Here is a 13,288-nt window from a genome sequence, read left to right on the forward strand (position 1 = left end):
CTCGGAGACTCACACGCTTGACCTCAACCAAGCTCGAGCTTCTAGGTTCGTTCCAGTGCCGCAGGGACCGACCGGCGGTGCCTTTCCTGGAGGTTCGACGTGACCGAGCACACCGCCCCCATCGAGATCCCCGACCGCTACCGCTATGCCGTGATCCCCCACATCATGGTCGACGACGCTGCCGCGGCGATCGACTTCTACCAGCGGGCGTTCGGTGCCCGTGAGGACTTCAGGGTCGACGCTCCGGGCGGCGGGATTCTGCACGCCGAGATCACCGTCGGACGGTCGACCTTGATGCTGGGCGACGCCAGCGTGGACGAGGCGGAGGCCGCCTCCTTCGCCGCGCCTGCCTCGCTCGGCGGAGGTACGTCCGTCACGCTGCATGTTTTCGTGCCGGACGTCGACGCCCTTGCGGCACGCGCGAAAGCCGCGGGGGCTGAGATCGTCCAGCCGCCGAAGGACATGTTCCACGGTGACCGCACTGTCATCCTCAAGGACCCTGCCGGTCACCTGTGGGTGTTTCTGACCCACGTCGAAGACGTGACGCAGGAGGAGCTTCTGCGGCGTGTGGCTGCCGCCGGGTGACGGGGTGTCGTACGCGCGGTGGTCGTGCGCGTGATGGGTTGTCAGACGGATTTCTCGGTGCCGTAGAGCCGTGGGCGCATCCGGAACTTCGTGGGCTCGGTGCCATGTGTCCGGATGTGCTCGATCAGCATTGACCGCAAGGGTTCGGGCAGTTGACGGCCATACGCTCCGATCCACTCGAGCGACGCGAAGAGCTGGGCGCGCCGTCGAGTTGGGCAGGGTTCGGCCGGTGGACGGTGAGCGCGGCGAAAATGTGATCGGGATCTTCGGCGAGCAACTGCTGCTGGACCGCCATGTCATACCATTTCAGGCCGCCGGTGGACTCTCTGGCGGTCACCCCGGCCCAAGCGATCAGGACGCGGATCCGTTCGATCCCGTCGGGGTAGCTGTCGTGGGCTAGTGCGCCGAGCCGGGCCTTGGCCGAGCCGTGTTGACCAGGCTTGCGTGTCGGGTCCCGGCGGGTTGCAGACGTTCCTGGCCGCGACGCGCAGCCCGGCGGGCGCTGCCTGCACCCACCGCAGCCGGCGCCGGTCCTCCTCGGCCCGTCGCGCGGCCAATTCCTCCTGGACCGCCCGGGATCGGGTAAGCCCGCGCTCCGCCAGCCACTCGGTGAGTGCGGGGCCGTCTCGCAGATCGGCATCGCAGTCACCGATGCCGCGAACACCGGATCGGTGATGGAGCGTCCAGCAGGCGATCTGCTCGCCCGTCGTGCCGTAGATCAGGGTCGTCGGCCAGCCTTCACAGCGAAACCGGTCGCCGGTTCCGCCGTCCACGACGGCCAGCAGCTCGGCCAGTTCGGCGATCGCGGCATCGCTCGCCACGATCCGGGCCACGTCGGCGGAATGCACCTCGGCAGGAGGTGTTTCGGCGATCACTCATCGTGCGGCGCGGTGGAGGACATCGCGGAGACGCGCCGTCGTGGGAGCGCCTCCACCCATGCCTGTCGTCGCCTCGTCGATCACGTCCGTGAGGGTATCGGCGCCGTCGCGGTGACGGCTTGTGCCTTTCGAGGCAGTGGTCTGAGGGGCCGTAGGACGGTCGGCGGTGTCCGGCGGGCGTCGCGGCAGTCCCGTTCCGAGGCAGAACCGTCTCACGGGCGGGGCCGGAGCACCTCCAGGGCGCCCGTCTCGGTGTCGTAGCTGCGCAGAGTGGTGAGATGGACCGACAGCGGGGGCGTCGGCAGCAGTTCGGGCACGCGCCGGTCGGCGAAGGCACCGGCCCGGCGGGTCCGGCCGAGGGTGATGTGTGGGCTCCAACGCCCGGGCTCGTGGAAGGGGTTGAGGGTCCCGGGCGCGCTGTCCGAGGCCACCGCGTCCCACACGCGGCGGTGCAGGGAGACCAGCGCGGAGTCGCAGTCCAGCGCCCAGGCGAGTACCGAGGTGGGCCGCTCGAAGCGGATCACGCCGGTGAAGCGCACCGGCAGCGGCAGGGAGGCTGCCACTTCGGCGAGCTCCCAGCGGATCGGGGCGGTCAGCTCCGGGCAGGCGGCCAGGGTGAGGTGGGGCCTGTTGGTCGGTGACCGGTGGCGTGCCTGGCTGGGGAGCCCCGCGTCCGCGAGCCGCCGCCACGCTTCGCGGACCGCCGACTCCGCCGACTGGTCCAACAGGAGCTCGACTGTGCGCACCGTCGCAGCTTACCGGCGATCATCCCTGGTGCAGCGGCCGCCGAGCCGTCAGACGCGCGCACGCGCAGGCCCCGGGCGTGCGAAGGGCGGGAACAGGCCCTCCCCGCTCAGGGGGCGCTCGGCGGCAGTTGTGCCGGGCTGACGAGCTCCCCCAGCACGTCCGCCATGAACTGCACCAGCCACCGCTGGGACGGAGTGCGTGACGCCTCGCGCCGGGCGTACAACGCCACTTCGATGGGCTCCGTGTCGAACGGGAGTCTCACCAGGCGAAGGCGGTGGGAGGCGGTGAAGACCTCGCCGACGTACTCGGGGCGATCGCGATGAGGTCGGTGTGCTCCAGCAGGTGCCTGCATGCCGGCGTCGCTGACGATGATGACCGAGCACCTGCCCGCCGCACGCCGGGCGCGCGCCAGCACACTGACCATGACCGGCTACCACACCGGTGCCGTGATCGCGTCCCTGCTGGCCCTGCAGGTCACGAAGAACTGGCAGGTCCTGTTCTACGTCCTCGGCGTCGCCGGACTCCTCGTCGCGGCCATCCAATGGTTCCGCCTGCCGGAGTCGGAGGCGTTCGTCCGCGCCAAGGACGCACCCGCCTCCCGGCGCGTGGCGTTCGGCGAACTCCTCGAGCCCGCCTACCTGCGCGCCGGCATCGGCATCCGGGTCGCCTCCTTCATGGGTCTGCTCCTGGTCTACGGACTCAACACCTGGCTGCCCCAGCTGATGAACGACGCCGGCTACCCCGTCCCCACGGCCGTCACCCAACTGCTGATCCTCAACGTCGGCGGTGTCGCCGGTCTGGTGCTGGGCGGCTTCGTGGCCGACCGGCGCGGTATCAAGCTCACCACGCTCGGCTGGTTCGCGGTCTCGGTGGCCATGCCGGCCTGCCTCGGCATCCGGATGCACAGCGACCTGCTGCTCGACACCGTCGTCTTCCTCACCGGCGTGTTCGTCTTCTCGGCCCAGGTGCTGGTCTACGCGTACGTGACGAACTTCTACCCGGCCGCGGTCCGCGGCACCGCCCTCGGCTCGGCCTCCGGCATCGGCCGTATCGGCTCGATCGTCGGCCCGTCGATCACCGGCACCCTCGTGGCGGCCGGCATCGGCCACCCCTGGGGCTTCTACTTCTTCGCCGCCGTGGCGGTCGCCGGCTTCCTGGCCGTGCTCAGCCTGCCCGGCCGGGCCGCCGCGGCACAGACGGAGCCCGCCCCGACCGCGGAGGCCGCTCAGCCAGCCGTCTGACGCAGTGCGGCAGGAGGGCGGCACAAGGTGCGCACCTGTGCCGCCCTCCCTGCTGTGCCGGCCCGAGCCGACTCCGCCGAGGATCGAAACAGACCAGCCCCATGGCGTCTGCCACCCCTCCGCTCCGCCCTTGCGATGAGTTCGCCGGGTGCCCGAGGTCTTCCTTGTGACGGGTCCGCCGCATCGGCGGACCAAGCGCGATTCCGGTATCACGGAGGAGAGGGAGGCCAGGATGAGCAATACGATTCGGCTGTACATGTCGATGTCGCTCGACGGCTGCATCGCCGGCCCGGACGATCGGCCGGGGCAGGAGCTCGGACGCGACGGCGGACGGCTCTTCAACTGGCTCGACGACCGGGAATCCGAGAGCCCGAGCGGGCAGGTCTACCGCGAAGCGCTGGCGACCGGCGCGCTGATCTCCGGCCGACGGACCTTCGAACTCGCCGGGCGCTGGCAGGGCGACCATCACGACGGCGTGCCGATCTTCGTCCTGACCCACCAGGTCGACGACGGGGACGTGCCACCCGGCCACGCGCGTTTCGTCACCGACGTCGAGGACTGCGCCCGTCAGGCTCGCGCCGCCGCCGGAGACCGGCCGGTCATGGTGCACGGGGCGGGGGCGGCTCAAGCACTGCTGCGCGCCGGCCAGATGGACGAGATGGAGATCCACCTGGTTCCGGTCCTCCTCGGGGAGGGTCGACGGCTGTTCGACGGTCTGGGCGGCGATCACGTCGAACTCGACCTCGTCCGGCGGCTCGAGGACCGAGACGTCACGCATCTGCGCTATCGGGTGCGTCGGTCCGGGGAGGCCGCGTGAAGACGCTGTTCGTCTCCTATCGCGTCACCGACCTGGATCGCTCGCTCGGCTTCTACACGGCGTTGGGCTACGACGAACTGGGCAGGGTCGAGGCCGGCGACGGGGCTCGCCTCCTGATCCTCAAGTTCCCCGGAGAACCGGCGGCCTCGCTGGAACTGGTCCACCGCCCCGGCCACGATCCAGTCGACGTGGGCAGTGGCTTCGACCATCTCGCGATCCAGGTGGAGAGCCTCGCCACCACGCTGGACCGGCTGACCGAGGCCGGTCTGAGCCCCGAACCCCTCCAGTGCCCGGGCGGCCCGCACGGCCCGAAGACATCGTGGCTCACGGACCCGGATGGTTACCGGATCGAGTTGGTGGAGTGGCCCTCCGGACACGCCGACGGCCTCACGGCAGCAGACTTCGCCTGAGTCCGCCACCCGGCCGCGGAGTGATGAACCGGCCCGTCCGTCAAACGAGGCAGAACCGATGCACGTGCCGATTCGACACGTGCTCGCACCGCACAAGGCCAGCCTCCGCCTCCCACACGGCCCAGCGCCTCCCTTTAACGGTCATTAACGGACAGCGACATGAAAGGTCGTTATGTCAGATATACGGTCGTCTTCTTCCCAAGCAAGGCGGTGAAAGGAGAAGGCTGCCGTGAGCATCGGGGACAGCGCAGAGGACCGTCACGCCGCCCCCAGGCTGGGCAAGTTGGAGCAGTCGCTCGCCGTGGCGGCCGATCTGGGGGGCATGACGGAAGCGCTGGCACGGGCGTGTGGGTGGATGGGCCGCGTGGGCTGGACCGTGATGCTCTTCCAAGTGGACGGCACGCATCTGTTTCCGTGCGGGGTGGCCGGCCTCGGCGGACGCTGGCAGCCTCCGCTGCGCCCCCTGTCCACGGGCGAGGTGTGGCCGGTGAGCCGGGCGGCCCTCGGCCAGGAGCGTGCCGGTTGCGGAACACCGGGCCCCTTCCCCCTGCCGGCGAAAGCCGGGGTCACGGCCTGGATGGTGGTGCCCTTGACCAAGGGCCACGGAGTCGCGGTGGCATTGCGTCCCGGCATCGTCTCCTTCCCGCCCACGGAGCAGGACTTCCTGCGCGAAGCGGCGAACCTGATGGATCGTTACCTCCCCGGCGTGGTGGGAACGAGCCGCACCGAGGCATCCGTCCCACGTCTCACACCACGCGCGACCGGCGTCTTCCGCCTCGACCTGGCCCACGAGGAAGTGCAGTGCGACGAGACCTTCGCCCGGCAACACGCCCTGCCCGGTCCCGGACGCCACCCACTGACCGACATTCTGCGCCGGATCCCCGCCCACGACCTGGGGTCCATCGAGGAGATCCTGCACCGCCTGCGCGCCCAACCCGGCACCTTCGAGGCGAACTACCGCCTCACCACGGACGGCGGCCGCATGCGCCACCTGCGCGCACACTGCACCAGCGACCTGGACGACGCCGGCAAGTCGACGACGGTCACCGGCCACGTCACCGACATCACCGACGACACGGAGCAACTCGGCCAGCGGGAAGCACTCCTGCGCGAACAAATCCGCCGCGCGGACCGCATGATCTCCCTCGCGGCCAGCGCCGCCAGCGCGAGCGGAACACAGGAACTGGCGGCCGCCGCCTGCGAGGCCCTGGCCGTCTTCGGCGCCGACGCCCTGGTCATCGCAGAGGCACGCCACGGCCGCACCCACGTTGTCACCACCGTCGGCTACGACGACGAACACCGCGCCGCTGTCGACCGCGTCTGCCTCACCGCCCGCACCCCGCTCACCGACGCCCTGCGCAACCAGCAGGCCGTGTTCTCCCCCTCCCGTCACGACCTGCTGTCCGCCTACCCCCACTGCACCGCCACTCTGCCCCGCTTCAAACGCCACGCCTGGGCCGCTCTGCCGCTGCCGTTGGCGGACCCCGACATCCCGGCCGCCTGCATGCTCTCCTTCAACCGCCCCCACGCCTTCCACGCCTCCGACCAACCCCTGCTCATCGCCGCCGGCGCGCTCCTGGGACGCGCCCTGGAGCGCTGCCGCACCTACGACGCCGAGCACGAGCGCGCCGTCCGCCTCCAGCGCAGCCTGCTGCCCGCCCACCTGCCCCAGCACCCCGGCCTGCACCTGGCCGCCGCCTACTACCCCGCCGCCCCGCACGCCCACGCCGGCGGCGACTGGTACGACGCCTTCCCTCTGGCCGACGGACGCATCGCCCTGACCATCGGGGACGTCGAAGGCCACCACACCAAGGCCGCCGCCCTCATGGGCCGTCTCCGCACAGCCCTGCGCGCCTACGCAGCCCTCACCCCCGACCCCGCCACGATCCTCCACCACACCAACAACCTCCTCACCGCCGAGAACGACGCCGAGCCCGAGCAAGCCCTCCTGGCGACCTGCTGCCTCATGGCCCTCGATCCCGACACCGGCCGCCTCGACTGCGCCACGGCAGCCCACCCCCCGCCCCTCGTCCACACCCCGGAGGGCGTGCCGGCCCCTCATGTCACGCCCGGCCTCCCGCTGGGCGTCCTCGCCGATGCGTCGTACGCGACCACCCGCGTGACCCTTCCGCCCGGGAGCAGACTCCTTCTGCACACCGACGGGCTCACCGACACTCCTCACACCGACCCCGACCAGGCCCGAAGGCAGCTCCACACAGAGCTCGCGGCCACCGTGCACGACGCGGCCGCCCTCGCCCTGCACCAGATCACCACCGCCTGCCTCACCACCGCCCACCCGAACGACGACGCAGCCGTACTCCTCGCCCACCTCGTGGCCACCGACCGCCACTGACGGCACGGCGGAAGTTCTTACGAGAAGCTGACGCGACGATCGAACACCGGCGTCCCATCCGCCCCACACGCAACTCTGACATCGGGTCACCGACCAGCGGTGGCCACGACGGACGAGGAGTCAGACGTGAGCAGGCATACCAGGCGCAGGTCGGCATCACAGGTCCGGATGACGGTCGCCGGCCTCGGCGTTCTCGCCTCGGCGGCGGTCGCGACCACGGTGGCCATCGCCTCGGCGGACGAAGTCCCCCACGACCGGGCGGTCGCCACGACGAAGAGCGCCGAGGCGGGAGCCGACCACGCCGTCTTCGTCCAGGGCAACGAACCCGCCGGAAACACCATCCACGTCTTCAAGCGCGGCGAGGACGGAAGGCTGACCGCCGCGGGCACCTATCCGACCGGCGGCAAGGGCGGGGACCAGGTCGACGCACCCACCGATTCCCTCGCCTCCCAGGGCTCGCTCGTCTACGACCGCCGCTCGCATCTGCTGCTGGCGGTCAACGCGGGCAGCGGCACCGTGACGTCCTTCCGGGTCGAGGGACAGAAGCTGACGAACCGGCAGGTGGTGCGCACCGGCGGTGACTTCCCTTCGTCCGTCACGGTCTTCGGCACCCTCGCCTACGTCATGAACGCCGGAGGCGCCGGCAGCGTCCAGGGTTTCAGGATCACGGCCACCGGACTCGAGCCGCTGGTCGGCTCCCACCGTTCTCTGGGGCTTGCGAACGAGAAGGTGCCGTTGTTCAGCAGCTCGCCCGGCCAGGTCGCGTTCACGCCGAAGGGGCGTGAACTGGTCGTCACCACGAAGTCGGCCAACACCATCGAGGTGTTCCCGATGGGCCCCGACGGACGTCCCGCACATCGGGCTCAGGTCAACAAGTCGGCCGGCGCCGTTCCGTTCGCGATCACCTTCGACAAGACGGGCCGGATGCTGGTGGCCGAGGCCGCGAAATCGACGGTGAGCACCTACAAGGTGCTCGCCGACGGCCGGCTCAGGCTCGTCCAGAAGCCCCTGGCCAACGGTCAGAACACGCTGTGCTGGCTGGAGCGCGCCGGCGACTTCTTCTACGGCGGCAACACCGGCAACTCCACCGTCACCGGCTACCGCAGCGACCGGCACGGCCGGCTCGCCCTCACCAACGAGGTCGGCATCGCCACCGCACCCTCCGCCATGTCCCAGGGAGTCATCGACCTGGCGGTGACCCAGGACGGGAAGTTCCTGTACGTCCAGAACGCGACGTCCGGCACCGTGGACGGCTTCCGCATCGGCAGGAACGGCTCCCTCACCAAGGTCACCACGGCCACCGGACTGCCTCCCTTCGCCGAGTCCGGCATGGAGGGAATCACCGCGGTCTGAAGGAACCGCCGCCTCTCTCGAAGCCGACGAGACAGCGAAGAGGACGCGCCCGGCCCCTTCGCCACCGGACGATCCGTCTTGACCCTCTCCCCGCGGGAGGGTCCAGGGTCGCAGCCATGAACAGCAATGATCTCCATGGACGCCGTGCCGTGGTGGCGGGCGGCAGCAAGGGAACCGGACTGGCGACAGGACGCCGGCTTCGAGCCGGCGGGGCGCAGGTGGTCACCATCGCCCGTACGCCGCCGGAACCAGCCGACCCCCTCTTCGTCCGGGCCGATCTGAGCACACCCGAGGGGACCGCGTCGGCGGCCGCGGCAGTGGGCGACCTCATCGGCGCCCCGGACATCCTCGTGCATGTCACGGGCGGCTCTCGCGCGCCAGCCGGCGGGTATGCCGCTCTGGACGACGAAGCGTGGGCGGAGGAATTCACCCTCAATCTGCTCGCCGCGGTCCGGCTGGATCGCGCGCTGATCCCTGGGATGACCGCCCGCGGGTCGGGTGCCGTCGTGCATGTGACCTCGATCCAACGCCGGATGCCGCTGCACGACTCGACACTGGCCTATGCCGCGGCCAAGAGCGCCCTGGCCACCTACAGCAAGGGCCTCGCGAACGAGGTGGCGCCGATGGGTGTCCGGGTCAACTCGGTCGCTCCCGGCTTCATCCGCACCGACGGAGCCGAGCGCCTCCTGGCACGGCGGATGAGCGAGGGCGGCGTCACGCGCGAGGCCGCCCTCGACGATCTGATGACGGTGCTCGGCGGTATCCCCTTGGGGCGGCCCGCCGAGCCGGAAGAAGTGGCCGAACTGATCGCCTTCCTCGCCTCGGACCGGGCGAGCGCGGTCACCGGGGCCGAGCACGTCATCGACGGCGGCACCGTCCGCACCCTCTGACCAGCCGCCTTCTCACGCTTAGGGAGAACGCCGTGCAGGACGCCCAGCAATTCGCCAAGGAGTACTTCGACGCGGCGATCGCCTCGGACCGCGAGCGCTACTTCGCGCTCTTCGACGACGACGTCGTCGTACACGACGACGGCCACAGCCACCAGGGACTCGCGGCGGTGCGCCGCTGGCGCGCCGAGGTCCCGCCCGTGCGCTACGACATCCATGGCGTCACCGGCACAGCCCCCGCCTGCACGGCCGTCGCGGAGGTCTCCGGGGACTTCCCCGGCAGCCCGGTCACCCTCCGCTTCAGCTTCGAACGCGACGCACGAGGGAAGATCACTCTGCTGGACATCGCACCCTGATATCGAGACCCGGCGAGGCCGGACGCGGACGACGAGGAGGACGGCGTGGCAGAACGATGGACCATCGGGGAGTTCTCCCGGATCACTCACCTGAGCATCCGAACACTCCGCCGCTACCACGAGCAGGACCTCCTCGTCCCCGCGGAGGTCGACCCGGTCACGGGCTACCGCTACTACACCCCCGCGCAGATCAGGCCGGCGCTGACCATCCGGCGGCTGCGGGAACTCGACCTCCCGCTGGCGGACGTCCGGGACTTCCTCCGGACCGGGTCCGGCGCCGCGGACGAGACGGGCCATCCGGCGGCACAGCAGATCGTCGCCGCCCATCTCCGCCGGCTCGAAGACCGGCTCGGCCGCACCCAGCGGGCGGTGCGGACACTCCGGGAACTCCTCGACCCGCGGGCCGAGCGCACCGTGAGCCTGGAGGATCTACCGCCGCAGCAGGTTCTCGCGGTATCCCTCGACGTGCCGCCCCGAGCCGACCTGAGCTGGTACGACTCCGCCATGAACGACCTGGACGCAGCGGCCGCCGGTCGTCCGGTGCTCCCTCCGGGCGGCCGCTACCAGCACACCCTCTTCACCGACGGGCACGGCCACGCCACCGTCTATCTCCCCGCCGAAGCGCCTCTGCCACCGGGAGCGCCCTCCACCGTGCAGGTGCTCCACCTCCCTCGGCGAACCGCCGCCGTCGCCACGCATCGCGGACCGCACGACGACCTCGACGTCACCTACAGCGCCGTGGGCTCCTTCGCCGCCCGCAACGGCCTGCGGTCCCAGGACCTCGTCGAGGAGGTCTACCTCGTCGGGCCGCGCGACACCGACCAGCCCGAGCAGTGGAGAACCCTCGTCGCCTGGCTGGTCGACCCCGACACCGGCCGATCGACGGCGTAGCGGCCGCGCGCTTCGCTCTGCCTGACTACCGCGTCGGGGTCAGCGGGAGGTCGTCGGTGTACGAGTTCACCGGCTTGGCCACTTCCTCCACGGAACGGGCGTCGAGCGCGACGGACGCGGAGCTGGTGCCGAGGGTTCCGCCGGGGTGCCAGGTACCGGTGACGGACACCCAGGTGTCGGCCTTCGGCGCCGAGCCGTAGATGCGGAGCTTCACGGACTGGGCGTCGGCCGCGCAGCAGGAAATGATGATCCGGGTCAGAAACCAGCTGCCCTGCTGTGTGCCGGGCGTGACGAAACCGCTCAACTGGACCGTGCGTCCCTTGACGGCCCGCGTGCGGTCCTCCTGCACGCGCAGGGTGAAGTCGGTGAGGGTCATCGGAATCGGCGAGGTGGCGGGCAGCGGGTCGAACGCGTCCTGATGTGTGACCGCCTTGGCGGGCTCGCGGGACGCGGTGTACGCGCCCAGGGCGGGCGGGGCGTACAGCAGCAGGCTCAGAGCGGGAAGGAACAGCAGCCATGCGACCCGGGGTGCGCTGGAGTGGTCGTGCCCGTGGCCGCTCTCGCTGTGGGGAGCGTGCTCCTCGTGCTTGTCCCGCCGCCCGTACGACGCCGCGTCCGCCACACCGAGCAGGATCAGCAGCACTCCGGAGGCGACGAGCAGCGGACGCATCCCCTCCTTGACGTAGCGCAGGTACAAGTCGGTGAAGAGGGCGATGTGCAGCAGGCCGATCCCGCTGAGGACGAGCAGGGTGATCTGAAGCGGTCGTCTCACAGCAGTGCTCCTCCGATCAGCGCGCTGGACAGGACCGCGACGACGACCGTGGCGGCGGAGAACCGGAGTGCGAAGGCCCGGCCGAAGGTACCGGTCTGCAGAGCGATCAGCTTCAGATCGACCATCGGGCCGACCACCATGAACGCCAGGCGCGCGACCGGGGAGAACCCGGTCAGCGAGGCCGCCACGAAGGCGTCGGCCTCCGAACACACCGCCAGCACGATCGCCAGTGCGGCCAGGAACAGCACCGACAACCAGGCGGAACCGGAGAACGTCTCCAGCACGGAACGGGGCACCGCGACGTTGAACGTGGCCGCCGCCATCGCTCCCACCACCAGGAAACCGCCCGCGTGCAGAAAGTCGTGCTGGAAGCCGGCCCGGAACTCGCGCCACCGGCTGGCGCCCGTCTCATGCCCGGTGTGCCGGGCGACCGGCCGCAGCCATTCGGCCCGCCCCAGCCCCAACCACAGCCAGCCCATCACCGACGCCGTGACGATCGAGGCCAGCAGTCGGGCGGCGACCATGGCCGGCTGTCCGGGGAAGGCGACAGCGGTGGCTGTCAGCACCACCGGGTTGATCGCCGGCGCCGACAGCAGGAAGGCGAACGCGGCAGCGGGCGTGACGCCCCGGCCGATCAGACTGTTCGCCACCGGTACCGACGCGCACTCACAACCCGGCAGCACGACCCCCGCCAAGCCGGCCACCGGCACGGCGAGGACCGGACGACGGGGCAGCACGCGGCTGAACACCCGTGCCGGCACGAACGCGTTGATGGCACCGGACAGGGCCGTGCCGAGAAGGAGAAACGGCAGCGCCTGTACCGTCACGGCGAGGCAGACGGTCCGCCATGCCTGCATGGCCGGCGTCTGCAGCCCCTTGCCCACGAGGTACAGCACCGTGCCGGGCACGATGGCCGCCCCGAGGAGCATGAGGGGCCAGGTCCGCGGCCGGCCGGGAGCGGCCTCGGCATCGACGGTCGTGTCCGAGTCGGCATGCTCGGCCGTCTCGATGCGTTCTGTTGTTTCCTGCATTGCCGCTCCGCCTGTCGGATGATCGGGCCAAGATAGCGGTCGCGCACGAACGTCGAACAAGAACACGCCGAGCTGATCATGTACGGGAACGACGGCCCACTCTCCCGCACTCACCTGCCGCAGAGGAACTCCCGCGCACCACGCAGGCGTGTGCGAACGCGCTGCTGGGTGGCACGGCAGTCGAGTCGGACGTCCAGGGGCCCGGGCACGGTGCTCTCGGAGCGACGGCCGGAGGCCAGTCGGGAGGCGTCGAGTCCATCCCGTCGCGCGATCAGCACACCGAGTTCATGGCGGCTGAGGGCGTCGGCGCCGGCCACATGGAACATCCCGGCCTCGTCGGACACGGCGAGTTCCAGCACGACGGAGGCGAGGTCCTCGACATGCACCGGGCAGCGGATGTCGTCGGTGAACAGGACGCCGTCCCAAGAGCCGTCGGCCAGGGCGTGGACCATACGCTCGTGCACGGACCGGCCCTGCCCGATGATCAACGAGGTGCGGACGACGGCAGCGGTCGGCGCCAGCAACCGTACAGCGGTCTCCGCGGCGGCCTTCGCCGCACCGTACGGAGTGATCGGATCGGGCAGGCAGGTCTCGTCGTACGGGATGCGAGCACCGGAGAACACGGCGTCGCTGGAGAGGTGGACCAGGCGGCAGCCGTGTCGTGCCGCGGCCGCCGCCACGTGGAACACGCCGTCTGCGGTGACCGCCCAGTCACTGCCTCCGCTCATCGCGTTGACGACGGCGTGGGGTGCGACCGCCGCCAGTACCTCGTCGACCTGTCCGGGAACTCGAACATCGAGGGGGTACCACGAGGCCTCGGGCATGCCGCCCGGGCGGGACAAGCAGGTTGCGGCGGTCTCCCAGCCGGCGGCAGCCGCCTGACGTACCAGCTCGGTACCCAGAAACCCGCTGCCCCCGATGATCAACGCCCTCATGCCGGCCAACGATAGAGCGACCGAACCGGCTG

13 protein-coding genes and 2 pseudogenes are annotated in these 13,288 nt (G+C 70.6%); 9 read left to right on the forward strand and 6 right to left on the reverse strand.

Features of this window, described 5'->3' with window-relative positions; genetic code table 11:
* Positions 1-99: 99 nt before the first annotated feature.
* Positions 100-585 carry a VOC family protein gene (locus LN251_RS29525; protein ID WP_458247228.1) on the forward strand — a complete coding sequence of 162 codons (486 nt, stop codon included), beginning with the start codon at positions 100-102 and terminating at the stop codon, positions 583-585.
* A gap of 296 nt (positions 586-881) precedes the next feature.
* Here LN251_RS29525 and LN251_RS29530 read toward each other — a convergent pair whose 3' ends face one another.
* The 3 genes and pseudogenes from LN251_RS29530 to LN251_RS29540 form a co-directional block, all read right to left on the reverse strand.
* Complete coding sequence (locus tag LN251_RS29530; protein WP_458247229.1) at positions 882-1,418, reverse strand: hypothetical protein; 537 nt, start codon at positions 1,416-1,418, stop codon at positions 882-884.
* A gap of 257 nt (positions 1,419-1,675) precedes the next feature.
* Positions 1,676-2,209: a 2'-5' RNA ligase family protein gene (locus tag LN251_RS29535; RefSeq protein WP_458247230.1), complete on the reverse strand. Its 534-nt coding sequence runs from the start codon at positions 2,207-2,209 to the stop codon at positions 1,676-1,678.
* A 107-nt stretch (positions 2,210-2,316) separates the two neighbouring features.
* Positions 2,317-2,555, reverse strand: a pseudogene (locus tag LN251_RS29540) (LysR substrate-binding domain-containing protein); the annotation flags it as partial.
* On the opposite strand from LN251_RS29540, the pseudogene LN251_RS29545 reads away from it, so the two are divergent.
* The 8 genes and pseudogenes from LN251_RS29545 to LN251_RS29580 all read left to right on the forward strand — a co-directional run.
* A pseudogene (locus LN251_RS29545) lies at positions 2,552-3,451 on the forward strand (MFS transporter); the annotation flags it as partial. The pseudogenes LN251_RS29540 and LN251_RS29545 sit on opposite strands and share 4 nt — an antisense overlap.
* Before the next feature lie 232 nt (positions 3,452-3,683).
* Positions 3,684-4,268, forward strand: a complete 585-nt coding sequence (locus LN251_RS29550; RefSeq protein WP_458248187.1) for a dihydrofolate reductase family protein — start codon at positions 3,684-3,686, stop codon at positions 4,266-4,268.
* Positions 4,265-4,678, forward strand: a complete 414-nt coding sequence (locus tag LN251_RS29555; protein WP_458247231.1) for a VOC family protein — start codon at positions 4,265-4,267, stop codon at positions 4,676-4,678. The genes LN251_RS29550 and LN251_RS29555 overlap by 4 nt, the downstream gene beginning before the upstream one ends.
* A gap of 229 nt (positions 4,679-4,907) precedes the next feature.
* Positions 4,908-7,031, forward strand: coding sequence for a SpoIIE family protein phosphatase (locus LN251_RS29560; protein WP_458247232.1), 2,124 nt, complete (start codon positions 4,908-4,910; stop codon positions 7,029-7,031).
* A gap of 126 nt (positions 7,032-7,157) precedes the next feature.
* A complete protein-coding gene (locus LN251_RS29565; protein WP_458247233.1) occupies positions 7,158-8,384 on the forward strand; it encodes a lactonase family protein in 1,227 nt (408 codons plus the stop codon).
* A gap of 116 nt (positions 8,385-8,500) precedes the next feature.
* Positions 8,501-9,274: an SDR family oxidoreductase gene (locus LN251_RS29570; protein ID WP_458247234.1), complete on the forward strand. Its 774-nt coding sequence runs from the start codon at positions 8,501-8,503 to the stop codon at positions 9,272-9,274.
* Between the two features lie 32 nt (positions 9,275-9,306).
* Positions 9,307-9,627 carry a nuclear transport factor 2 family protein gene (locus LN251_RS29575; protein ID WP_458247235.1) on the forward strand — a complete coding sequence of 107 codons (321 nt, stop codon included), beginning with the start codon at positions 9,307-9,309 and terminating at the stop codon, positions 9,625-9,627.
* A gap of 45 nt (positions 9,628-9,672) precedes the next feature.
* Positions 9,673-10,518, forward strand: coding sequence for a MerR family transcriptional regulator (locus tag LN251_RS29580; protein WP_458247236.1), 846 nt, complete (start codon positions 9,673-9,675; stop codon positions 10,516-10,518).
* A 25-nt stretch (positions 10,519-10,543) separates the two neighbouring features.
* On the opposite strand, the gene LN251_RS29585 is transcribed toward LN251_RS29580, so the two are convergent.
* From LN251_RS29585 to LN251_RS29595, 3 genes are all read right to left on the reverse strand, one after another.
* A complete protein-coding gene (locus tag LN251_RS29585; RefSeq protein ID WP_458247237.1) occupies positions 10,544-11,290 on the reverse strand; it encodes a TIGR03943 family putative permease subunit in 747 nt (248 codons plus the stop codon).
* On the reverse strand, positions 11,287-12,321 hold the full coding sequence (locus LN251_RS29590) for a permease (RefSeq protein ID WP_458248188.1): 1,035 nt from the start codon (positions 12,319-12,321) through the stop codon (positions 11,287-11,289). Before LN251_RS29590 ends, LN251_RS29585 begins: the two co-directional genes overlap by 4 nt.
* A gap of 110 nt (positions 12,322-12,431) precedes the next feature.
* A complete protein-coding gene (locus LN251_RS29595; protein WP_458247238.1) occupies positions 12,432-13,256 on the reverse strand; it encodes an SDR family oxidoreductase in 825 nt (274 codons plus the stop codon).
* Positions 13,257-13,288 lie beyond the last annotated feature (32 nt).

The organism is Streptomyces sp. MAI_2237, assembly GCF_054189285.1.

Coding starts and splice junctions, on each gene's coding strand:
- LN251_RS29590 (WP_458248188.1), bottom strand. CDS start 12,321: ATGCAGGAAACAACAGAACGCATCGAGACGGCCGAGCATGCCGACTCG.
- LN251_RS29550 (WP_458248187.1), top strand. CDS start 3,684: ATGAGCAATACGATTCGGCTGTACATGTCGATGTCGCTCGACGGCTGC.
- LN251_RS29570 (WP_458247234.1), top strand. CDS start 8,501: ATGAACAGCAATGATCTCCATGGACGCCGTGCCGTGGTGGCGGGCGGC.
- LN251_RS29595 (WP_458247238.1), bottom strand. CDS start 13,256: ATGAGGGCGTTGATCATCGGGGGCAGCGGGTTTCTGGGTACCGAGCTG.